Annotated in this window: 14 protein-coding genes; 8 read left to right on the top strand and 6 right to left on the bottom strand. The window is 69.0% G+C overall.

Annotated features, from left to right (window positions below; genetic code table 11):
* Together WS89_RS12985 and WS89_RS12980 are read right to left on the bottom strand one after the other, a co-directional pair.
* Positions 1-1,178: polyhydroxyalkanoate depolymerase (locus WS89_RS12985; protein WP_059791343.1), on the bottom strand; the 1,178-nt coding region annotated here is incomplete at its 3' end.
* A 214-nt stretch (positions 1,179-1,392) separates the two neighbouring features.
* Positions 1,393-3,222 carry a glycoside hydrolase family 15 protein gene (locus WS89_RS12980; protein ID WP_059499187.1) on the bottom strand — a complete coding sequence of 610 codons (1,830 nt, stop codon included), beginning with the start codon at positions 3,220-3,222 and terminating at the stop codon, positions 1,393-1,395.
* 166 nt (positions 3,223-3,388) lie between these two features.
* Between WS89_RS12980 and WS89_RS12975 the strand changes: the two genes are divergently transcribed.
* Positions 3,389-4,633, top strand: a complete 1,245-nt coding sequence (locus WS89_RS12975) for a lactonase family protein (protein ID WP_095211575.1) — start codon at positions 3,389-3,391, stop codon at positions 4,631-4,633.
* Between the two features lie 96 nt (positions 4,634-4,729).
* Here WS89_RS12975 and WS89_RS12970 read toward each other — a convergent pair whose 3' ends face one another.
* Both WS89_RS12970 and WS89_RS12965 read right to left on the bottom strand, forming a co-directional pair.
* On the bottom strand, positions 4,730-9,229 hold the full coding sequence (locus WS89_RS12970) for a DNA translocase FtsK (protein ID WP_059791339.1): 4,500 nt from the start codon (positions 9,227-9,229) through the stop codon (positions 4,730-4,732).
* A 177-nt stretch (positions 9,230-9,406) separates the two neighbouring features.
* Positions 9,407-9,952, bottom strand: a complete 546-nt coding sequence (locus WS89_RS12965) for an META domain-containing protein (RefSeq protein ID WP_059791337.1) — start codon at positions 9,950-9,952, stop codon at positions 9,407-9,409.
* Between the two features lie 216 nt (positions 9,953-10,168).
* On the opposite strand from WS89_RS12965, the gene purT reads away from it, so the two are divergent.
* The 4 genes from purT (at position 10,169) to WS89_RS12945 (ending at position 13,986) form a co-directional block, all read left to right on the top strand.
* Entirely contained in the window at positions 10,169-11,383 is a 1,215-nt protein-coding gene (gene purT, locus WS89_RS12960; protein ID WP_059791335.1) for a formate-dependent phosphoribosylglycinamide formyltransferase, read from the top strand.
* A gap of 18 nt (positions 11,384-11,401) precedes the next feature.
* Entirely contained in the window at positions 11,402-11,587 is a 186-nt protein-coding gene (locus WS89_RS12955) for a DUF6726 family protein (protein ID WP_034208025.1), read from the top strand.
* A gap of 93 nt (positions 11,588-11,680) precedes the next feature.
* The gene (locus WS89_RS12950) at positions 11,681-12,061 is read left to right on the top strand and encodes an MliC family protein (protein ID WP_059499192.1); all 381 of its coding nucleotides are present in this window, start codon (positions 11,681-11,683) and stop codon (positions 12,059-12,061) included.
* Positions 12,062-12,426: 365 nt separating this feature from the next.
* Positions 12,427-13,986, top strand: a complete 1,560-nt coding sequence (locus WS89_RS12945) for a DEAD/DEAH box helicase (RefSeq protein WP_059791334.1) — start codon at positions 12,427-12,429, stop codon at positions 13,984-13,986.
* A 263-nt stretch (positions 13,987-14,249) separates the two neighbouring features.
* Here WS89_RS12945 and gluQRS read toward each other — a convergent pair whose 3' ends face one another.
* Together gluQRS and WS89_RS12935 are read right to left on the bottom strand one after the other, a co-directional pair.
* Complete coding sequence (gene gluQRS / locus WS89_RS12940) at positions 14,250-15,146, bottom strand: tRNA glutamyl-Q(34) synthetase GluQRS (protein WP_059791332.1); 897 nt, start codon at positions 15,144-15,146, stop codon at positions 14,250-14,252.
* Between the two features lie 25 nt (positions 15,147-15,171).
* Entirely contained in the window at positions 15,172-16,029 is an 858-nt protein-coding gene (locus WS89_RS12935) for a sulfurtransferase (protein ID WP_059499194.1), read from the bottom strand.
* Between the two features lie 216 nt (positions 16,030-16,245).
* Between WS89_RS12935 and dnaE the strand changes: the two genes are divergently transcribed.
* From dnaE to WS89_RS12920, 3 genes are all read left to right on the top strand, one after another.
* The gene (dnaE, locus tag WS89_RS12930; RefSeq protein ID WP_059791330.1) at positions 16,246-19,779 is read left to right on the top strand and encodes a DNA polymerase III subunit alpha; all 3,534 of its coding nucleotides are present in this window, start codon (positions 16,246-16,248) and stop codon (positions 19,777-19,779) included.
* Between the two features lie 315 nt (positions 19,780-20,094).
* Entirely contained in the window at positions 20,095-21,183 is a 1,089-nt protein-coding gene (locus WS89_RS12925) for a glycosyltransferase family 9 protein (protein ID WP_059499196.1), read from the top strand.
* Positions 21,184-21,333: 150 nt separating this feature from the next.
* Entirely contained in the window at positions 21,334-22,512 is a 1,179-nt protein-coding gene (locus tag WS89_RS12920; protein ID WP_059791328.1) for a glycosyltransferase family 9 protein, read from the top strand.
* Positions 22,513-22,577 lie beyond the last annotated feature (65 nt).

Genomic DNA, 22,577 nt, shown 5'->3' with positions numbered 1-22,577 from the left:
GAGAAGATCCCGTAGTGGCCGCACTTCTCGGCGGTCAGGCTGCGGCGATCGTCTTGCGGGATGCCGGTGCACAGCTCGTGCGCGACGTGCGTCTGGCCGCTGCCCGAGATGTCGTCGAGTTCGCCCTCGATCGTCATCAGCGCGGTGTGCTTGATGTCCTGCGGCCGCACACGCTCGCCTTCGACGTCCCACGTGCCTTCCGCGAGCCGGAATTCCTGGAACACGACGCGGATCGTCTCGAGGTAATACTCGGCGGCCATGTCGAGCACCGCGTTGTACTCGTCGTAGAAGCGGCGGTGCGCTTCGGCGTCGTCCTCGTCGCCGCGCAGCAGGCTCTGGTAGAAATCCCAGTGCGATTGCGCGTGCCGCTCCGGGTTCATCGCGACGAAGCCCGTGTGCTGCAGGAAGCCCGGATACACCTGGCGGCCTTCGCCCGGATAGTTCGCCGGCACCGTGTGGATCACGTTGTTCTCGAACCACGCGGTCGAGTGCTGCGTCGCGAGCGAATTCACGGAAGTCGGGCTACGGCGCGCGTCGATCGGGCCGCCCATCATCGTCATCGTGAGCGGCGTGTCCTCGCCGCGGCTCGCCATCAGCGAAATCGCCGCGAGCACCGGCACCGTCGGCTGGCATACCGAGATCACGTGCAGGTTGCGCGCGCCGATGTGACGGATGAATTCCTGGATGTACGCGATGTAGTCGTGCAGGTGGAACGGGCCGGTCTCGACCGGCACCATCCGCGCGTCGATCCAGTCGGTGATGTAGACCTTGTGATCCTGCAGCAGCGTGCGCACCGTGTCGCGCAGCAGCGTCGAGTGGTGGCCCGACAGCGGCGCGCAGACCAGCACGACCGGCTCGTCCTTCAGTTGCGTGACGGCGTCGGCGTCGTCCGAATAGCGCTTGAAGCGCAGCAGCCGGCAGAACGGCTTCTCGATGATCGTCTGCTCGACGATCGGGATGTTGTGGCCGTCCTTGACGATCTGATGGATGTTGAATTCCGGCTTTTCGTAATCCTTGCCGAGCCGATACATCAACTCATAGGCGGCCGCCATCCGCGGCGCGCCGGGGATCAGCGAGAACGGGCTGGACGGATTCGCGAACGACTTCGAGGCGGCCTGGGCCCAGGCCGTGAGCGGGCTCAGCATTGCCCGCTGGAATTCGTGCAGTTGGTAAAGCATGCAGGCTACTCCCGCGTGGGGGGACGGTGCGCAAGGGCGGCGTGGGGCGTCGCGGCGTGCCGTGTGGGTCAGCGGCCGGCCATGTTGCATTGCAGCCGGACAATCTCGTCGATCATATCGGACAACGATCGGTTGTGCAATGCAACATTTCCCGGTTTTTTCATCAAATTTTTGCGATTTGACGATCCATGAACAAGGGCGCGCGCCGCGCCGCTCAGCGGCCGGTCGCGACGGCCGGCGCGGGCTGGCCGGCCGCGCGCGCCATCGCGTCTTCATGGTGCATCAGGTTCATCGCGGTATGCACGAGCGCCACGTGCGAGAACGCCTGCGGGAAGTTGCCGACGAGCCGCCCGGCCACCGGGTCGTACTCCTCCGCGAGCAGCCCCAGGTCGTTCGACAGCGCGAGCAGGCGGCTGAAGAGCCGATGCGCGTCGTCGATCCGGCCGAGCAGCGCATAGCTGTCGACCAGCCAGAAGCTGCACGCGAGAAACGTGCCTTCGCCCGGCGGCAGGCCGTCGTCGTATTCGGTCGTGCGGTAGCGCATCACGAGCCCGTCGTGCAGCAATTCCCGCTCGATCGCGTCGACCGTGCCGACGATGCGCGGATCTTCCGGCGGCAGGAAGCCGAGCTGCGGCAGCAGCAGCACGCTCGCGTCGAGCTCGTCGCTGCCGTAGCTCTGCGCGAACGCCTGCTTGCCTTCGTGCCACGCGTTGGCGCAGACGTCCGCATGGATCCGCTCGCGCAGCGCGCGCCAGCGGTCGAGCGAGCCGGGCAGCCGGAACATTTCCGCCGACTTGATCGCGCGGTCGAACGCGACCCACGCCATCACCTTCGAGAACGTGAAATGGCGGCGGCCGCCGCGCGTTTCCCAGATGCCTTCGTCGGGCTCCTGCCAGATCTTCTCGAGATGGTCGAGCAGCGCGCACTGCACGGACCAGACCGTGTCGTCGGCCTGCAGGCCGCCCACGCGCGCGAGGTGCAGCGCGGCCATCACCTCGCCGAACACGTCGAGCTGGAGCTGGTTCGCGGCGCCGTTGCCGACGCGCACCGGCTTCGAATCCTGGTAGCCGGGCAGCCAGTCGAGCTCCATTTCCGGCAGCCGGCGCTCGCCGGCGATCCCGTACATGATCTGGATCTGCTCGGGCGAGCCGGCCATCACGCGGCCGAGCCACGTGCGCCATGCGCGCGCCTCGTCGTAGTAGCCGCCGCGCATCAGCGCGAGCAGCGTGATCGTCGCGTCGCGCAGCCAGCAGTAGCGGTAGTCCCAGTTGCGGTTGCCGCCGATCTTTTCGGGCAGCGACGTGGTCGGCGCGGCGACGATGCCGCCGGTCGGTTCGTACGCGAGCGCCTTCAGCGTGATCAGCGAGCGGCGCACGGCGGCCGCGTAGCGGCCCTGCACCTGGCAGCGGCCCGACCATTCGAGCCAGTAGTTCTCGGTGCGCGCGAGCATCGACAGCGGGTCGCGCGCCGGCGGCAGCCGCATGTGCGACGCCGCGTAGCCGAGCGAGAACGGCACGCGCTCGTCGGCGCTCACCGTGAATTCCGCGAGCGTATGGAGGTTCTTGCCGGTGAGCGGCACCGGCGTGCGCAGCACGACGGTATCGGGGCCGGCGATGGCCTTCATGCCGTCCTCGCGGGTCAGTTGCGTGACCCACGGAATCGAGAAACCGTAGTCGAAGCGCAACACGAGCTCCATGCGCATCTTCATCGTGCCGTGGCGGCCGACGACGATCCGCACCAGTTCGGACCAGCCGTTGCCGGGCGGCATGAAGTCGATCACGGTGACGGCGCCGTCGGCGCTTTCGTAATCGGTTTCGAGAATCAGCGTGTCGCCGCGATAGCGGCGGGTCGTGTGCGTGATCGCGGCGTCGGCGGCCGGAGCAAGCAGCCAGCGGCCGTGCTCGGGCGTGCCGAGCAGCGCCGCGAAGCAGGCGCCCGAATCGAAGCGGGGCCAGCACAGCCAATCGACGGAGCCGTCTTTTGCGATCAGCGCGGCCGTGTGGCCGTCGCCGACGAGGGCGTAGTCTTCGATCAGGGCGGGCATGGGCAGGCGATCCTTGGGTATTCGAGTTCACAATGCGGACGCCGGCGGCCCGGACTTCACGCCCGGGCGCCGCGCCCCGTATACTCGGCCGGGCGGCGGAGCGCATGAACGGCCGGCGTTTCGTCCTATCTCAACACTTGACGCGACTCGATGCAAGGAGGATTCAATGCCCAACCGTTTACGCGAGCGTGACGCACGCGCTTCGACACGAGGGTTCCCGCTTAGGTTCGCTCACTGGATGAAAGGTTTCGCGATCGTGCTTTCCCTGTCCGCGACCCACGCATTCGCGCAGCAATCGTCCGCCCCGGCCGACGGCGTCTACAACCTGCTCGTCGGCACCTATACGGGCGGCGGCAGCGACGGGATCTACGTTTACCGCTTCGATACGAAAACGGGCAGCGTCGCGCCGGTGTCGTCGGCGAAGACCGAGAATCCGTCGTATCTGTTGCCGAGCCGCGACGGTCGCACCGTATACGCGGTCAACGAACTGCCCGGCGACAATGGACCGGCGACGCAGCGCGGCGGCATCAGCGCGTTCGGCTTCGACGCGAAGACGGGCGCGCTCACGTTCATCGACCGCGTATCGTCGGAAGGGAACGATCCTTGCTATCTCGCGCTGTCGCCGGACGGCAAGTACCTCGTCACCGCCAACTACTCGGTTGCGGCCGATCCGGGCGGCAGCTTCGCGGTGTTCCCGATCCGCGACAACGCCGCCGTCGGCCCGGCCGTGTTGACGGTCCATCACGAAGGCACGGGGCCCGTGAAGGGCCGCCAGGACGGCGCGCACGTGCATTCGACGGTATTTTCGCCGGACGGCCGATACCTGTTCGTGCAGGATCTCGGCGCGGACAAGATCTACGGCTACCGCTACACGGTGGACGGCAGCCGCGGGCTGATCAGCCCGACCGACACGCGCTACACGCCGGTGAAGGCCGGCTCGGGCCCGCGTCACATGGTGTTCGGCGCCGACGGCCGGTTCGCGTACGTGACGAGCGAACTCAACGCGTCGGTCGAGGTGTTCGGCTATCACGACGGCAAGCTGACGCCGGTCGAGACGGTGCCGATGACGGCCCCGGGCTTCAAGGGCAAGGTCGGCGGCGGCGCGATCCACCTGTCCCCGGACGGGCGCTTCCTGTACGTGAGCAACCGCGGCGACGCGAACGACCTCGTGATCTACGCGGTGAACAAGGCGGACGGCCGGCTGAAGTACGTCGGCCGCCAGTCGAGCCTCGGCAAGACGCCGCGCGAGTTCCTGATCGATCCGACCGGCAAGTGGCTGATCGTCGGCAACCAGGACAGCGACACGTTCTACGTGTTCAGTCGCGATGTCGAAACGGGGCAGCTCGGCGCGAATCCGCAGAAGGTCGCGGTCGGCAAGCCGGTCGATTTCAAGCTGGTGCCGGTGCAGTAAACGAGAAAGGCGCTGCTGAGGCAGCGCCTTTTTTTGCGGGCGGCCGGTTGCGCGGCGCGCCAGTCTCGATGAATCGCGGCCGGCGGGCCGCCGGCGTCAGTCGGCCGCGGCCGGCACGAGCACCTCGCGGCTGCCGTTGATGCCCATCGCCGACACGAGGCCGGCCGCTTCCATCTGCTCGACGAGGCGCGCCGCACGGTTGTAGCCGATGCGCAACTGACGCTGCACCGACGAGATCGACGCGCGCCGCGTGCGCACGACGAACGCGACGGCTTCGTCGTACAGCGGATCGGCTTCCGCGTCCGGCGCATCGCCGAACAGGTCCTGCGTCGCGCCGTCGGTGGCCGGGCCGTCGAGAATCCCTTCCTCGTATTGCGGCTCGCCGAACTGCTTCAGATACTCGACGATCCGGTGCACTTCCTCGTCGGCGACGAACGCGCCGTGCACGCGCTGCGGATAACCGGTGCCCGGCGGCAGGAACAGCATGTCGCCCATCCCGAGCAGCGACTCCGCGCCCATCTGGTCGAGGATCGTGCGCGAATCGATCTTCGACGACACCTGGAACGCGACGCGCGTCGGAATGTTCGCCTTGATGAGGCCGGTGATCACGTCGACCGACGGCCGCTGGGTCGCGAGGATCAGGTGGATGCCGGCCGCGCGCGCCTTCTGCGCGAGGCGGGCGATCAGCTCCTCGATCTTCTTGCCGGCGACCATCATCAGGTCGGCCAGCTCGTCGATCACGACGACGATCAGCGGCAGCTTCGACAGCGGCTCCGGGTCGTCGGGCGTCAGCGAGAACGGGTTGCCGATCTTCTTTTCCTTCGCTTCCGCGTCGCGGATCTTCTGGTTGAAGCCCGCGAGGTTGCGCACGCCGACGGCCGACATCAGCCGGTAACGCTTCTCCATTTCGCCGACGCACCAGTTGAGCGCGTTCGCCGCGAGCTTCATGTCGGTGACGACCGGCGCGAGCAGGTGCGGGATGCCTTCGTAGACCGACAGCTCCAGCATCTTCGGGTCGATCATGATGAGCCGCACGTCTTCCGGCGTCGCCTTGTACAGCAGCGACAGGATCATCGCGTTGATCGCGACCGACTTGCCCGAACCCGTCGTGCCCGCCACGAGCATGTGCGGGGCCTTCGCGAGATCGGTGACGACCGGGTGGCCGGTGATGTCCTTGCCCATCGCGATCGTCAGTTGCGACGGCGAATGCTGGTACGGGCGCGATTCGAGGATCTCCGACAGTCGGATCATCTGGCGCTTCGCGTTCGGCAGTTCGAGGCCCATGCAGGTCTTGCCGGGGATCGTCTCGACGACGCGGATCGACGTGAGGCCGAGGCCGCGCGACAGGTCCTTCATCAGGCCGACGATCTGGCTGCCGCGCACGCCGAGCGCGGGTTCGATCTCGAAGCGCGTGATCACGGGGCCGGCCGATGCGCCGACCACCGTCACCGGCACCTTGAATTCCTGCAGCCGCTGTTCGATCACCTGCGCGGTTTGCGCGAGGTGTTCCTCGGTGATCGTTTCGACGTCGTCGGATGCGGGCTCGAGCAGGTCGAGCGTCGGCAGTTCGACGCTGAACGACGCGGGTGCGTGGAATTCGAACGCGTTCGGGTGCGGCGGGCGGGCGGGGGCGACCGGGGCCGGTTCGGCTGCGTCGATGGTTTCGGCGGCTTCGGTGGCCGGTGCGCCGATCGACGCGGCAGCGGGCAAGGTCGGCGCGCAAACCGCGGCTGCCGGCGTGGGCGAGAGGTTCGCAGCGGGGAGGGGCGCCGCTTGCGGTGTTGCGCTCGGCGTTGCGCCCGCGTCATGCGACATCGACCAGCTCGCCGACGACGCGGCCGGGGCGGGCTGTGTCGTCAACGTTTGGGCTGCGACTGCGGCGGGGACGAACGCGATCGACGGAGCCTGCGTCGCAGCGGTCGCGCCTATCGACGTCGGCGATCCGGCGGCCGCGGCAGGCGAGCCCGCGATCGAGTGGATCGGCGTGGCGGCGGCCGTGGTCGTCGACGCGATCGTGCTGAAGGACGGCGACGCCGGTGCGGACGCGGTGGGCGACGCGGGCAGGCCGCTTGCCGGCTGCGGAGCGACTGCGCTCGATGAGCCCGATGTCGCGAAAGTCGTGGTACCGGTCGACGGGGTTGCCGTGTCGACCGGAAGCGTCGATGCCGGCGCGGAAGACGGTGCGGCGACGGGCGCGGACGCGAAAGTCGCGGGTGTCGCGGTGACGGGCGCCGGCGTTGTTGGCGCCTGCGCAGTCGAACCGAACGGCGAACCCGATGCGCCGGTCGCCGATGGCGTCACGGCGGGCGCATCGGTCGATGCGGGCGTCGAAGCGAGGGAAAGCGAACCGTAGGGCAGGTCCGTCACACCGGCCGGCGACGCCGACGCGGCGGAAGTAGCGGGTGGTGCCGACGCGGCCGGTTGCGACGGCGACGCTGACGCCGTACCGGTTACGCCGACCGACGAAACTGCGGCGTCGATAGGCGCGATGCTCGACGTGGAGGCGGGTGCGGACGCGTGTGCAGTCGAACCGTCAGCCGTGCCGGTCAGCGGCGACGCAGCGGCGGTCGAAGCCGTCGATGTTGCGGCAAACGGCTGAGCCGCCGGTGATTTCGGCGATTGGGCGGAGACGGTCGACGGGGCTGCGGCGGGCTGCACCGTCGAAGGTGTCCAATACGTGGCGGCGGGCGTCGCGCGTGGAGCGACAGCCGGCAACGACGCGGCAGGTTCCGCCTCGACCGGCTTGGCAGCGTCCTGTGCGGGATGCGATACGGCCGGTGCGGACGTTGCCGCAATCGACGAAGCGGGCAGGGCAGCGAACGAAACGATGCTGTCGGCCGACGGCTTCACGTCGGCGTGCGCATCGGTAGCCCCTCGATGCAAGTGGACCGGTGCCGCGCGATCGATTGCAGGTGCCGGTCGTGCGTCGTCCTCGTCGTCGACATCGACGGACGCGGTCGGCTTGCCGGCACCGAGGTCGCGAACCGCTGCATTGCCTGCTTGCGCGAACGCCGAATGAGCGGACTCCGATCCCGTGGCGTGCACGGGCGCATCGGCCATCGGGTTTTCGGTCGACACGTCGAGCGCGGAAATCGGCGGGCTGACGACGTCGTCCCAAGGCGCGACGTCGAACGACGGCGCAGCGGCCGCATCGTCCACGCGACGGATTTCGTCGTCGGCGCGATGCGCGAACGCGCGATCGTCGATGCCGGTATCCGGCCGCGTGGACGGTGCGGCGTCGTCGAGCGCCCGGGTGGGCGAATCGACACGCGGGGCCTGCGCGATACCGGATTGCGCAGGCATGAAGGCGTCGAGCACGATCGGCGCGCCGTCGTCGCGAGCAGGCGCGGCATCGCGTGCGGCCGGGACATCGGCGTCCTGGGCTGCGATGTCCTGCGCCGCGGGGACGAACGCGTTCGACGCGGCCGCGGATGCCGGCGCGGCCACGCTGCCTGCCGTCGCGGCGACGCCGGCCACGGCGGCGGCAGCGGTCGCCGCGCGCGTTGCATCGGCCGATTGCGCGCCGCCCAGCGATGCCCATTGCGCGGTGCTGGCCTCGATCGAGCGCAGCGTGTCGTGAACGCTCGGCGCCGGCGTGATCGGCGCGGCCGGCTTCTCGTTCCATGCATAGAGCGGTGCGCGCGCCGGCGCGGGCGGCGCCGGGCGGCGTCGTGCCGCGTCCGACGGGCCGGCTGCCGCCGTGCCCGCGCCCGGCCGCACCGGCGGACGCTGCGGCGGCGTACCGGCCGGGCGCGGCGTGACCGTCGCGCGCGGCGCCGTCTGCGTCAGCGCGGCTGTGGCCGGTCGCGCGGCGGTCGGACGCGGCCGGACGGGTTCGAATCCGACCGGAAGCGGGGCGGGCGCGGGGCGCGGCACTTGCGCGTTCGCCGCGGCGCGCGCGAGGCTGGCGGTGCTGCCGGTAGTCGGCGGCGGCATCGCACTGGCCGGGATCGGCGCGTGCGGCGCCGGCGTGCGCGGCGGGGCGGTCGGCTTCAGCCAGCCCGACGGCGCGACGGGCTCCGCGAGCGGGCGGGGCGGCGTCTTGCTGCGCGGCTTCGGGCGTGCCTGCGGATCGGGTTTCCACACCGTCGGGCGCGAATACCGGCCGTTCTGGCGCGGCGCCATCGAGTTGACGGTGTGCGCGGTGGTCGGCTGCACGACGTCGTCGTCGCGATGCAGCGCGCTGCGCGGCAGGTCGGCGATCCCGCGCGCGTCGTCGTCGCCGCCATCGCGCGACAGCTTGACGCCGAACGACGTGTCGACCCACGCGGCGAACTGCCGCCAGCCGATGCCGGTCAGCCACGGCAAGCCGGCGAAGAACAGCACGACCATCGCGATCGGCGTGCCGATCGGGCCGAGCACGTGGGCGAAGCCGGCCGAGCACGCATGGCCGAGTGCGTTGGTGTCGGGGCCCGATAGCGGGCTCGTCAGCGTGCAGCTTGCGACGAACACCGCCGCGAAGCCGAGCCACAGGCGGATCGAGCCGCGGCCGGCGAGCCCGCCGCCGCCGGGCAGCATCGCCTGCACGAGACGCCAGAAGAGAAGGAGAAACCAGACGGCGGAGATGCCGAACCAGCCGAAGACAACCGTGTGCATGCTTTGAAACAGGAGTGGGGAGGGGCGCGCGGGGCGCGACCCGCCGAGTTTAACCGGCCGGCGAACAAGACTCTAACGCGGCGTGATTCCGGTTCACGCCGCGCGACGCACGTGGATGGCACGTGCGCGTGGCGCGCCACACGAAGGCGGTCGGTCGGCCTTCGCGCGCGCCGGACATCAGGGGCTCCGCTGCGTGAACGTCAGCGTTGCGCCGGCTTGGGTCACGATCTGCAATTGCTGTGGCGCGCGCATCTGCACGCCGGTTTTCTCGATGTGGGCGAGCGCGTCGAGGTACGCGGATTCGAGCTGGCCGCCGAGCGTGTTCGGGCAGGCCATTCGCGTGCCGGCGAGCGGGCCGAAGCTCAGCAGGCTGTTCTTGATCGCGTAGGTGCCCATGTAGCGGTTGCAGCCCGAGAACCCGCTCGCGCGGCGGATGCCCGAGTCGGTCGACAGCGCGAGCTTGATCGGCTCGCCGTTGTCGCCGTGCGGGATCGCGCGTGGCGTGCCGTCGGCGTTCACCCAACTGGTGAGCTCCCAGCTCGTGTCGTCGAGCAACTGGACGGCGGCCGGGTTGTACGGATCGGGCGCGGGGGCGGCGGAATCGGGATGGGTCGGCATCGCACAGGCGGCGAGAAGCGTGGCAAGCGTCAGCGCGCAGAGCGGCGCGCGCAACGGGCGAAGCAGGCCGGTGCGTGCGCGTGCGGCCGCGGACAGGTGGGACATGAGCCTCGTTCCTCTTCGGATTCTGATCAAGGCGTAAGAGTAACGCACCCGCCCCGCGGCAGGCGAGCCGACACTTCGCGCGCGAAAACGTTCGCGGCCCGCCCGCGGGCCTCGCGCGACCGGGCGCCGGCGTGGCCAAACCGCCCGAACCGGCCCGGATGCCCGTGTTAACATCGAAGCCGTTTTCGTCCTCCAACAGAACCAGCGGGAAATCACATGCAGATCGGTCAGCGGCTCGGTACGCCGCTTTCACCCTCGGCCACGCGCGTCATGCTGCTCGGCGCCGGCGAACTCGGCAAGGAAGTCATCATCGCGTTGCAGCGTCTCGGCGTCGAAGTCGTCGCGGTCGACCGCTATCGGGACGCGCCGGGCCACCAGGTCGCGCATCGCGCGCACGTGATCGACATGACGGACCCGGCCGCGCTGCGGGCCATCGTCGAAGCCGAACGGCCGCACCTGATCGTTCCCGAAATCGAGGCGATCGCCACCGACGCGCTCGCGGCGATCGAGGCGGCCGGCCTCGCCGAGGTGATCCCGACCGCGCGCGCGACGCAGCTCACGATGAATCGCGAAGGGATCCGCCGGCTCGCGGCCGAGGCGCTCGGCCTGCCGACTTCCCCGTACGCGTTCGCGGATTCGTTCGAGGCCTTCAGCGCGGCCGTCGCGAAGATCGGCATGCCGTGCGTCGTGAAGCCCGTGATGTCGTCGTCGGGCAAGGGGCAGTCGGTCGTGAAGACCGATGCCGACGTGAAGCCCGCGTGGGACTACGCGATGGCGGGCGGGCGCGTGAACCACGGCCGCGTGATCGTCGAGGGCTTCGTCGATTTCGACTACGAGATCACGCAGCTGACCGTGCGCGCGATCGACCCGGCGACGCTCGACACGCGCACCTATTTCTGCGAACCGGTCGGCCATGTGCAGGTGGCGGGCGACTATGTCGAATCGTGGCAGCCGCAGCCGATGAGCGCGGCGGCGCTCGAGAAGTCGCGCGAGATCGCGCACAAGGTGACCGAGGCGCTCGGCGGGCGCGGGCTGTTCGGCGTCGAGCTGTTCGTGCGCGGCGACGACGTATGGTTCTCCGAGGTGAGCCCGCGGCCGCACGATACGGGCCTCGTCACGCTCGCCTCGCAGCGCCAGTCGGAATTCGAGCTGCACGCGCGGGCGATTCTCGGCCTGCCGGTCGATCCGGCGCTCGGCACGCCGGCCGCGTCGGCGGTGATCTACGGCGGGCTCGACGAGCGCGGGATCGCGTTCGAAGGCGTGCGCGACGCGCTCGCGGTGCCGGGCGCGGACCTGCGCCTGTTCGGCAAACCGGAAAGTTTCGCGAAGCGGCGCATGGGCGTCGCGCTGGCGACCGGCGCGACCGTCGACGAAGCCCGCGAACGCGCGAAGCGCGCTGCCGCGGCCGTCCGGCCCGTGTCGGCGCGCTGACGGAACGAGGAGAGGACGATGGCGTCGCGATGGTTGCGTATCGGAAAGCTGGGCGCCGCGCTGGCGCTCGTCGCGAGTCTCGCCGGCTGCGGCGTCGCGGCCGCGCCGTGCCGGGTGGCGTCGGCAGGACTCAAGATCGTGCCGCTCGTCGGCCATCTCGCCGCGGCGCCGACCGATGCGTGCGCGGACGTGATCGATCCCTGATTCTGGCGATCGGCGCGATTTCCCGCCGATCCTGCAAACAATAACCGCGCGTCCCGCACGGGCGCGTTTCCACCGTCTCGTGAGAGGACCTGCATGATTCGCCCAACCCTCGCCGCGCTTGCGCTCGCCGGCACCGCCGTTTCGGTCGCGCATGCCGCGCAACTGACCGTCGAGGAGATCGACGCCGACGCGCGCCAGCAAACCATCTATCAGTGCGCGAACCACAAGCAGCCGGTGCGCGTGTCGTATTGGCTCGCGGGCAACGGCCAGAGCTTCGCGCTCGTGCCGGTGGACGGCAAGCAGATGCTGTTCGTCGATACGGTGTCGGCGTCGGGCGCACGCTACCAGGCCGGCCGCTATACCTGGTGGACGAAGGGCAAGGAAGCGACGCTGCGCGACGAGATCGCCGACCCGCAGTCGCCGCCGCTGCTGGGCGACTGCGTGCAGGTCGAGAAGAAAAAGAAGAAGGGCTGAGCGGTGGACGCGCGCGCAGCGCATATTCGCCTGCGTGACCTGCCGTCGGGTTGACGGACGGGCATGCCGATGTGGGATTTTAGGATCGAGCCCTAATATGGTTCACTGGCCGATACGGATAGCCCGATCGGCCAATCGCCCGGTCGCGCGGGGCGGACAGGCACGCCGCGCGAACCGCGGTCGCGGCCGTTCGCGGCGTTGTCACGGACAGACGCCCGCACGGTGCTACAATACGGCCCTTTCCGCCGGCATTCGCGCCGAACGGAGTCCGCACGGCCTGGCGTCCGGCGTTCGCATCGAACCGGTCCCAAGCACCAGAGCGGCGCCGCGCGGCGCGCCGCGGCTCCGTCTATTTCCGAATTGTGATGAGCGCAGGCCCGGCCGGCCTGACGCACGATGTCCCCGCCGCGCCTTTTGAGCGAAACGCCACCATGTCCGATTCTGTCGCCAAGCCCGTCGACGCAACCTTCGACCAATTCGGCCTTGCCGCCGATATCCTGAAAGCCATTGCGGAGCAGGGCTATACGACGCCGACGCCGATTCAGGCTCAGGCCATTCCGGTCGTGCTCGCCGGCCGCGACGTCATGGGCGCCGCGCAAACGGGCACCGGCAAGACCGCGAGCTTCTCGCTGCCGATCATCCAGCGTCTGCTGCCGCAAGCCAATACGAGCGCGTCCCCGGCGCGCCACCCCGTGCGGGCGCTGATCCTCACGCCGACGCGTGAACTCGCCGACCAAGTTGCCGCGAACGTGCACGCGTATGCGAAGCACACGCCGCTGCGCAGCGCGGTGGTGTTCGGCGGCGTCGACATGAACCCGCAATCGGCCGAACTGCGCCGCGGCGTCGAGATCCTGATCGCGACGCCGGGCCGCCTGCTCGACCACGTGCAGCAAAAGACGGCGAACCTCGGCCAGGTGCAAATCCTCGTGCTCGACGAAGCCGACCGGATGCTCGACATGGGCTTCCTGCCCGATCTGCAGCGCATCCTGAACCTGCTGCCGAAGGAGCGTCAGACGCTGCTGTTCTCGGCCACGTTCTCGGGCGAAATCAAGAAGCTCGCGTCGACCTACCTGCGCAACCCGCAGACGATCGAAGTCGCGCGCAGCAATTCGACGAACGCGAACGTCACGCAGATCGTCTACGACGTCGCCGAAGGCGACAAGCAGGCGGCCGTCGTGCAATTGCTGCGCGATCGCGGCCTCAAGCAGGTGATCGTGTTCTGCAACAGCAAGATCGGCGCGAGCCGCCTCGCGCGCAACCTCGAGCGCGACGGCGTGGTCGCGTCGGCGATTCACGGCGACAAGACGCAGATCGAGCGGATGCAGGCGCTCGACGCGTTCAAGCGCGGCGAAATCGAGGCGCTGGTCGCGACCGACGTGGCCGCGCGCGGTCTCGACATCGCCGAACTGCCGGCCGTGATCAACTTCGACCTGCCGTTCAGCGCCGAAGACTACGTGCACCGGATCGGCCGTACCGGTCGTGCGGGGGCGACGGGCGACGCGCTGTCGCTGTGCAGCCCGAACGAGCGCAAGCAACTCGCCGATATCGAGAAGCTGATCAAGCGTCCGCTCGAAGTGCAGACGCTCAAGCTCGACAAGCCCGCGCGCCAGCGTCACGACGAGCGCGGCGGCGAGCGCGCCGGTGAGCGCAGCAGCGAGCGCGGTGGCGAACGGGGCGGCCGGCGCGAGCGCGACGAGCATCGCGGTGCAGCAGGTCGCCGGTCGGGCAGTTCCGAGCGCGGTGGCCATCATCGCCGGCACGAAGCGCCGGTCGACGATTTCTTCCTGAAACCGTACGAGCCGTCGGCGTCGGCGAAGCAGCCGGACGACACGCAGGCCGCGCAGCAGCCCGAGAAGAAAGGGCCGAAGCGTCAGGTCGCCGCGCTGCTCGGCGGGTTCGGAATGCCGCGCAAGCCGTCGGCGTAAGCTGGGCGAAGCGGCAGGGCGGCGCGTGAGCGCCGCCGGACAGGCGGGTACATGCGACGAGCATGTGCCCGTTTTTCATTGGGCGAGGCGATCGGGACGGGGCGTGCGTGCGCGGGCGATTGCGTGCCGCGCGGGGGCGGATATTTCGATGCGGGGCCGTAGCGGACGCGGCGCTCAGGCTTCCGTCACGCTTTCATGCGATCCGATTCGCCGCCGCCGGATGCGGGAACGTCGTCGGCACGGGCCGGTTTCCTGCCGGCGCTTCAACCGGCGCGCGGCCCGAAGCGACGCGCCCACGCATCGGTGGCGGCCGCGTAGAACGCGTCGATCGTATCGCCCGGCAGCTCGCCATCGTTCGACAGTCCGAGATGCGCGGCCGCGGCCCGCAGCGCCGGCAGCGGATCGTTGCGTTCGAGCGCCGTCGCGCCGGTCTGCTTGCTGAGCTTTTCGCCGTTGGCGTCGACGACGACCGGCACGTGCAGGTACGCGGGAGTCGGCACGCCGACGCAGCGCTGCAGATGGATCTGGCGCGCGGTCGAATCGAGCAGGTCGGCGCCGCGCACGACGTGCGTGATGCCGGCGTCGGCATCGTCGACGACGACCGCGAGCTGATACGCCCATTGGCCGTCCGCGCGTTTGAGCACGAAATCGCCGACTTCGGTCGCGAGGTTCTGCGATTGCGTGCGCTGCCAGCGATCGTCGAACGCGATGAGCGCGTCGTCGCCGTCCGGCACGCGCAGCCGCCATGCGCGCGCGGGTTTGCCGTGCAGGCCGGTGCGGCAGGTGCCCGGATACGCAAGCGTCGTGTGGCGTTCGTGGGCGGCGCGCAGCGAATCGGCGATTTCCTTGCGCGTGCAGCCGCACGGATACACGAGCCCCGCCGCGACGAGCCGCTCGAGCGCGGCCGTGTAGGCCGCGTCGCGCGTACTCTGCCAGACGGGCCGCTCGTCGGGCGTCATGCCGAAATGTGCGAGCGTCGCGAGGATGTCGTCGGCCGCGCCGGGCACCGTGCGCGGGCCGTCGAGATCCTCGATGCGCACGAGCCAGGTGCCGCCGTGCGCGCGTGCGTCGAGCCAGCTCGCGAGCGCGCCGACCAGCGAGCCGAAGTGCAGCGGGCCGGTGGGCGACGGCGCGAAGCGGCCGCGATAGCCGTGGTTCATCGGCGGGGCGCGGTGCGACGCGCGGTTACGCGGCGGCGCTGGCGGCCTGCGCGCAGGCCGGGCACGACTTGCCGGGCACGTAGCTCGGCGATTGTTGCGCTTGCGGTGTGACGACCGCGCGGCACGCGAAGCACGTGACGTTCTCGGTGGGCTGGAGCTGCGGGTTCAGCGCGGTGCGGTAGTCGAACACGAAGCAGTCGCCGTGATAGTGCGCGCCGCCGACTTCCTCGAAGTACTTCAGGATCCCGCCTTCGAGCTGGTACACGTTCTCGATGCCGATTTCCTTCATGTGGATCGCGGCCTTCTCGCAGCGGATGCCGCCGGTGCAGAACGACACGACCGTCTTGCCCTCGAGGTCGGCGCGATGCGCGTCGATCACTTCCGGGAATTCGCTGAACTTGTCGATCCGGTAGTCGAGCGCGTTGTCGAACGTGCCGACGTCGACTTCGAACGCGTTGCGCGTGTCGAGCATCACGACCGGGCGGCCCGTATCGTCGTGACCACGGTCGAGCCACGTCTTCAGCGTGCGGGCGTCGACGAACGGCGCACGGCCGAGTTCCGGCTTGATCGCCGGCTTCTTCATCGTGATGATCTCGCGCTTCAGGCGCACGAGCATGCGGCGGAACGGCTGCGAGTCGGACAGGCTTTCCTTGAACTGCAGCGTCGCGAACTTGCCTTCGAACAGCGGATCGTGGCGGATGTATGCGATGAACGCGTCGGTGGCTTCGCGCGTGCCGGCGATGAACAGGTTGATGCCTTCCGGCGCAAGCAGGATCGTGCCGCGCAGGCCGAGTTCGTTGCAGCGGGCGGTGACGAGCGGGCGCCATTGCTCGTTCGCGTCGAGCGAGACGAAGTGGTAGGCGGCGAGGTTGACGATGGTCATGATGGTCCGACGGGAAAACGGCCGCACGGCGGCCCGCAAAAAAGGGTGCGAAGCCGGGGCGTTGATTCGAAAAACCGTATTATCCCGCAAACGGCGCGGGCATCGGTACCCGGCCGACCGGCCAACCGCGCGACGCGTCGCCGCGTGCATCGGCCGAACGGCCAAAGCGGGCATTTTTTGGGCAGCCTGCGCGGCGAGGCGGCTACAATAGCGCCCATGTCAGATCCTCGCTTCGTCCATCTTCGCGTTCACTCCGAGTTCTCGATCGCCGACGGCATCGTGCGCATTGACGACATCGTCAAGGCGGCGGCCGCGGACGGTCAGGGTGCGCTCGCGCTCACCGATCTCGGCAACGCATTCGGTCTCGTCCGTTTCTACCAGGAAGCCCGCGGCAAGGGCATCAAGCCGATCGCCGGCTGCGACGTCTGGATTGCCAATCCCGACGACCGCGACAAGCCGTCGCGGTTGCTGCTGCTGGTCAAGGACAAGGTCGGTTACCTGAATCTCTGCGAGCTGCTGTCGAAGGCGTGGCTCACGAACCAGTACCGCGGCCGAGCGGAGCTCGACGCGAGCTGGCTCGACGGCGAGCGCGCGCAGGGGCTGCTCGCGCTGTCGGGCGCGCAACAGGGCGATATCGGGCTCGCGCTGGCCGCGGGCAACGAAGACGCCGCGCGCCGCCACGCCGAGCGCTGGGCGCGGGTGTTCCCGGGCGGCTTCTACATCGAGCTGCAGCGTTACGGCCAGCCGGGCGCCGAGGCGTACATCCAGCAGGCCGCGACGCTCGCCGCGTCGCTGAAGCTGCCGGTCGTCGCGACGCACCCGACGCAGTTCATGACCGACGACGATTTCACCGCGCACGAGGCGCGCGTGTGCATCTCGGAAGGCGACATCCTCGCGAACCCGCGGCGCCAGAAGCGTTTCACGACCGACCAGTATTTCCGCACGCAGGACGACATGGTCGCGCTGTTCGCCGACCTGCCGTCGGCGATCGCGAACACGGTCGAGATCGCGAAGCGCTGCAACCTGAAGCTTGAACTCGGCAAGCCGAAACTGCCGCTGTTTCCGACGCCGGACGGCATGTCGCTCGACGACTACCTGGTCCAGTTGTCGAAGGAAGGGCTCGAGACCCGTCTCGCGCAGTTGTATCCGGTCGAAGCCGAGCGCGACGCGCAGCGCGACACGTACTACAAGCGCCTCGAATTCGAGTGCGGGACCATCACGAAGATGGGCTTCCCCGGCTACTTCCTGATCGTCGCGGACTTCATCAACTGGGCGAAGAACAACGGCGTGCCGGTCGGCCCGGGCCGTGGCTCGGGCGCCGGCTCGCTGGTCGCGTACGCGCTCGGCATTACCGACCTCGATCCGCTGCGCTACAACCTGCTGTTCGAGCGCTTCCTGAACCCGGAACGCGTGTCGATGCCCGACTTCGACATCGACTTCTGCCAGCACGGCCGCGATCGCGTGATCCAGTACGTGAAGGAGAAATACGGCGCGGACGCCGTGTCGCAGATCGCCACCTTCGGCACGATGGCCGCGAAGGCGGCCGTGCGCGACATCGGCCGCGTGCTCGACCTCGGCTACATGTTCACCGACGGCGTCGCGAAGCTGATCCCGTTCAAGCCCGGCAAGCACGTGACGATTGCCGACGCGATGAAGGAAGAGCCGCAACTGCAGGAGCGCTACGACAACGAGGACGAAGTCCATCAGCTGCTCGACCTCGCACAGCGCGTCGAGGGCCTCACGCGCAACGTCGGGATGCACGCGGGCGGCGTGCTGATCGCGCCCGGCAAGCTGACCGATTTCTGCCCGCTGTACACGCAGGGCGACGACGGCGGCGTGGTCAGCCAGTACGACAAGGACGACGTCGAAGCCGTCGGCCTCGTGAAGTTCGACTTTCTGGGTCTCACGACGCTGACGATCCTCGACTGGGCCGAGCGCTACATCCGCCGCCTCGATCCGTCGAAGGCCGACTGGTCGCTCGCGCAGGTGCCGCTCGACGATCCGGCCTCGTTCCAGATCCTGAAGAAGGCCAACACGGTCGCGGTGTTCCAGCTGGAAAGCCGCGGGATGCAGGGCATGCTGAAGGATGCGCAGCCCGACCGCTTCGAGGACATCATCGCGCTCGTGTCGCTGTACCGTCCGGGCCCGATGGACCTGATCCCGAGCTTCTGCGCACGCAAGCACGGGCGCGAGAAGGTCGACTATCCGGATCCGCGCGTCGAACCCGTCCTGAAAGAGACCTACGGCATCATGGTCTATCAGGAGCAGGTGATGCAGATGGCGCAGATCATCGGCGGCTACTCGCTCGGCGGTGCGGACTTGCTGCGTCGCGCGATGGGCAAGAAGAAGCCCGAGGAGATGGCCAAGCACCGCGAGATCTTCGCCGAGGGTGCGGCGAAGAACGGCCTCACGCGCGAGAAGTCCGACGAGATCTTCGACTTGATGGAGAAGTTCGCGGGCTACGGCTTCAACAAGTCGCACGCGGCCGCGTATGCGCTGCTCGCGTATTACACCGCGTGGCTGAAGGCGCACCATCCGGCCGAATTCATGGCGGCCAACATGACGCTCGCGATGGACGACACCGACAAGGTGAAGATCCTGTTCGACGACTGCGTCCTGAACAACCTCACCGTGCTGCCGCCGGACATCAACCAGTCGCATTACCGGTTCGAGCCGGTCGCGGAAGCCGACGGCAAGCGCTCGCGCACGATCCGCTACGGTCTCGGCGCGGTAAAGGGCAGCGGCCAGAACGCGATCGAGGAAATCCTGCGTGCACGCGAGGAAAAGGCGTTCACCGACCTGTTCGACTTCTGCGAGCGGATCGACCGGCGCGTCGTCAACCGCCGCACGGTCGAGGCGCTGATTCGCGCCGGCGCGTTCGATTCGCTGAACCCGAACCGTGCGCAGTTGATCGCGTCGGTGCCGCTCGCGATGGAAGCGGCCGACCAGGCCGAAGCGAATGCGATGCAGGCCGGCCTGTTCGACATGGGCGCCGAGTCGCCGCATGCGCATGCGCTCGTCGACGAACCCGCGTGGGACGACAAGCGTCGCCTGCAGGAAGAAAAGGCCGCGCTCGGTTTCTACCTGTCCGGCCACCTGTTCGACGCGTATCGCGACGAAGTGCGCCGCTTCGTGCGGCAGAAGGTCGGCGACCTGAAGGAAGGGCGCGACAAGCTCGTCGCCGGCATCATTGCGTCGCTGCGCACGCAGATGACCCAGCGCGGCAAGATGTTGATCGCGTTGCTCGACGACGGCACGGGCCAGTGCGAGATCACGATCTTCAACGAACAGTTCGAGGCGAACAAGTCGCTGTTCAAGGAGGACGAGCTGCTGATCGTGCAGGGGCAGGCGCGCAACGACGCGTTCACCGGCGGCATTCGCTTCACGGCCGATACCGTGATGGATCTCGAACGCGCGCGCAGCCGCTATGCGCAGGCCGTGCGGCTGACGATGAACGGCAACGCCGACGCGCTCGCGCTGCGCCGCGTGCTCGAGCCGCACGTGTCGAAGGACGATCCGGCCGCGGCGAACGGGCTCGAAGCGCCCGCGCCGCGCGGCGGCGGCCGCGATGGCGGTCGGCGTCCGCAGCCGCCGCTGCCGAACGGGCTCGCAGTTCAGATCCACTACAGCAACGCGCGCGCGCAAGGCGAGATGCGCCTGGGCGACGCGTGGCGCGTGAAGCCGAGCGACGTGCTGCTGGCGGAGCTGCGTGCGGCGTTCGACGGCAGCGTCGTCGAAATCACGTACTGACCGCGCCCGCTTCGGCGGGTGTCGCGTATAGGCGGCCCGTCGCATCGCCATCGTGCGGTGCGGCGGGCCGTTTTTACGTGCGAGGTAATCGGAGTCTTGGGCTGACCATCCGGACGCTATACAATCCCGCGCTGACCGTCCGAACGCCGCGCCTGCCGCGGGTTCGCACGGCGAGTGGCGCCGCATCGGTGGCGCGCGAATAAACAGGGGCGGGTCCATACGGGGTGCGGCAACGCGCGGCAGTGTAGCCTCCGAACGGGATGCCGTGGAACGGCCCGTCGCGACGATAAAAAAACGGATTGTCACCACATGACTATGGCCGATGGGAACCCGACGCAGCGGATCCTCGTGATCCGGATTGATTTTCTGGGCGACATGCTGTGCACGACGGCGTTTCTCCGCGCGCTGAAGGCGCGTTGGCCGAGCGCGGAGCTGCATGTGGTCGCGAACCGCTACAACGCGGCCGCGCTGGCCGGAAACCCGAACGTGCACACGGTCCATACCTACGTGTACAGCCGTCAGTGCGAGCGCAACGACCGTCCCGGGCGGATGCGCGCCTTCTTCGACCGGTTGCGACTCGTACGCCGTTTGCGCCGTTTGCGGTTCGACCTCGTGATCGTGCCGAACGGCGGCATGCATCGCAGCAGCATGCAGTTCGCGCGCCAGCTTCGCGCGAAGGATTGCCGCTGGCACGATGCCAGGACCGAATTCGACGATCGCAAGCCCGAGCATGTCGCGCAGCGGCCGATGTGCCATGAAGCGTTGTCGGGCTTCCGGCTCGTGCCCGAACTCGGCTGCGCCGATCTCGACCGTCTCGAGCTGTCGGTGCATCCCGATCGCACGCTGCAGGAGGCGTGGCATCGCCTGCTCGGCGCGCGGACGAAGCCGCGCGTCGGGCTGTTCGTGTCGAACAAGGCGGTCGAGCGCCGCTGGCCCGCCGACCGCTGGCGCGACCTCGGCGAGCGGCTCGCACCGGTCGCCGACGTGATCGTGTTTCGCGATCCGGCCATCGGCCCGGCTGTCGAAGACGAGGTATGGCGCGACGTGAATGCACGGCATGTCGCGCCTGCGTCGATCGCCGAACTGGTGGCGGCCGCGAGCCTGCTCGATATGATCGTCTCGGCCGACAGCGCACCCGTCCACCTTGCGTCGGCGCTCGGCGTACCGGTGGCCGCACTGTTCGAGGACCGTCCCGAGAAATACCTGCGCTGGCATCCGCTGGGCGTGCCGCACGTGATTCTGCGCGCGGGCCCGACCGTCGATGCGATCGGCGTCGATGCGGTCGAGCGCGCGGTGCACCACCTGCTGCCGCAGGCCGGCCATCGCGACGACGCTGCGGCCGACGCGGCGCTTGAGCAGCCGGCCGCCGCCACGGCGGCCGCGATCGTCACGACCGCTTCGTAGCGCCGGGGGCGCATCGCGGCCGCGTACCGCACGACGCCCCCGCTGGCGGGGCCGCATCGCGGCTGCCGGCGCGGCCGGTGCGCGATGCCGCGCCGGCTGCTGCAAAATCCTGTACATTGCCAGCCTTGTTCAGCCAGCCAGACGATCGCCGTGGCCCTGTTTTCTTCCGCCCGTCCGCCCAGAACCATCCTCGTTGCCGCGCCGCGCCGTATCGGCGACGTGCTGCTGACGACGCCGCTCGTCCGATCGCTGAAGGCTCGCTGGCCGGACGCGCAGATCGACATGCTGGTGTTTCGCGGCACCGAGGGCGTGCTCGAGCACAATCCGGACGTGCGGCGCGTGATCGTGGTCGCGCAGCGCGCGGGGTTTGGCGAGCGGCTGCGCGACGCGCTGTCGATGTGGCGCCGCTACGATCTCGCGTGCGCGGCGTTGAGTTCCGACCGGCCGCGTTTCTATAGCTGGTTCGCCGGCCGCAAGCGGGTCGGTCTCGTCGACCCGAACCGCGTCACGTGGCTCACGCGGATGATGCTGAACGGGATCGCGATCAATCACCACGAATCCGCGCATACGGTCGTCAGTACGCTCGCACTCGCGCCGGTGATCGGCATCGAGCCGGTGTCCGAGGTCGTCGCACCCGGCATCGGCGACGATCCCGCGCGGCGCGCGCGGTTCGACGCGTGGCTCGCCGAGTCGCCCGCGATCCGCGCCGGCAAGCCGCTGGTCGTGCTGCATCCGTATCCGATGTTCCGTTACAAGCAATGGCGGCTCGACGGCTGGGTCGAAATGATCGGCTGGCTGCGCGAGCAGGGCTTCGCGGTCGCGTTGTCGGGCGGGCCGGCCGACCGCGAGCGCGAGTATGCGGAGCAGATCGCGAACGAGGCGGGCGGCGACCTGCTGAATCTGGTCGGGCGCCTGACATTCGGCGAGAGCGCGGAGCTCGTGCGGCGCGCACGGCTCTTCATCGGGCCCGACACCGGCGCGACGCACGTCGCGGCCGCGACCGGCACCGACACGATTGCACTGTTCGGGCCGTCCGATCCCGTGCGCTGGGGGCCGTGGCCGCAGCACTGGCCCGCGACCGAGAATCCGTGGTCGCTGCGCGGCTCGGGCCGGCACGGGAACGTGTGGCTGCTGCAAGGGGACGGCGATTGCGTGCCGTGCCGGCACGAAGGCTGCGAGCGTCATGTCGACAGCCGCAGCGACTGCCTCGTCCATCTTGGGGCGCAGCGCGTGAAGGCCGCGGCTGCCGAGATGCTCGGGCTGAATCCGCCGGGCCCGGCCGACGTCGTCGTCGACACGTCGCGACTGCGCCGCGCCGGATCCGACTGACGCACGGCAAACGCGCGTTTTTCTTCGTTGGCAGGGGGCTTCGTTTCGCGGAGAACCACGCGGCT

The sequence above is a fragment of the Burkholderia sp. MSMB1072 genome, from assembly GCF_001524725.1.
In the GTDB taxonomy this organism is placed as follows: Bacteria; Pseudomonadota; Gammaproteobacteria; order Burkholderiales; family Burkholderiaceae; genus Burkholderia.
The sequence above is the reverse complement of the archived record's forward strand: the minus strand, read 5'-3'. Positions and strand labels throughout refer to the sequence as shown.

Excerpts from the sequence above, each read along its gene's own strand:
- WS89_RS12950 (WP_059499192.1), top strand. The coding sequence starts at position 11,681 with ATGATTCGCCCAACCCTCGCCGCGCTTGCGCTCGCCGGCACCGCCGTT.
- purT (WP_059791335.1), top strand. The coding sequence starts at position 10,169 with ATGCAGATCGGTCAGCGGCTCGGTACGCCGCTTTCACCCTCGGCCACG.
- dnaE (WP_059791330.1), top strand. The coding sequence starts at position 16,246 with ATGTCAGATCCTCGCTTCGTCCATCTTCGCGTTCACTCCGAGTTCTCG.
- WS89_RS12955 (WP_034208025.1), top strand. The coding sequence starts at position 11,402 with ATGGCGTCGCGATGGTTGCGTATCGGAAAGCTGGGCGCCGCGCTGGCG.
- WS89_RS12935 (WP_059499194.1), bottom strand. The coding sequence starts at position 16,029 with ATGACCATCGTCAACCTCGCCGCCTACCACTTCGTCTCGCTCGACGCG.
- WS89_RS12970 (WP_059791339.1), bottom strand. The coding sequence starts at position 9,229 with ATGCACACGGTTGTCTTCGGCTGGTTCGGCATCTCCGCCGTCTGGTTT.
- WS89_RS12980 (WP_059499187.1), bottom strand. The coding sequence starts at position 3,222 with ATGCCCGCCCTGATCGAAGACTACGCCCTCGTCGGCGACGGCCACACG.
- WS89_RS12965 (WP_059791337.1), bottom strand. The coding sequence starts at position 9,952 with ATGTCCCACCTGTCCGCGGCCGCACGCGCACGCACCGGCCTGCTTCGC.
- WS89_RS12945 (WP_059791334.1), top strand. The coding sequence starts at position 12,427 with ATGAGCGCAGGCCCGGCCGGCCTGACGCACGATGTCCCCGCCGCGCCT.
- WS89_RS12975 (WP_095211575.1), top strand. The coding sequence starts at position 3,389 with ATGCCCAACCGTTTACGCGAGCGTGACGCACGCGCTTCGACACGAGGG.
- gluQRS (WP_059791332.1), bottom strand. The coding sequence starts at position 15,146 with ATGAACCACGGCTATCGCGGCCGCTTCGCGCCGTCGCCCACCGGCCCG.
- WS89_RS12925 (WP_059499196.1), top strand. The coding sequence starts at position 20,095 with ATGGCCGATGGGAACCCGACGCAGCGGATCCTCGTGATCCGGATTGAT.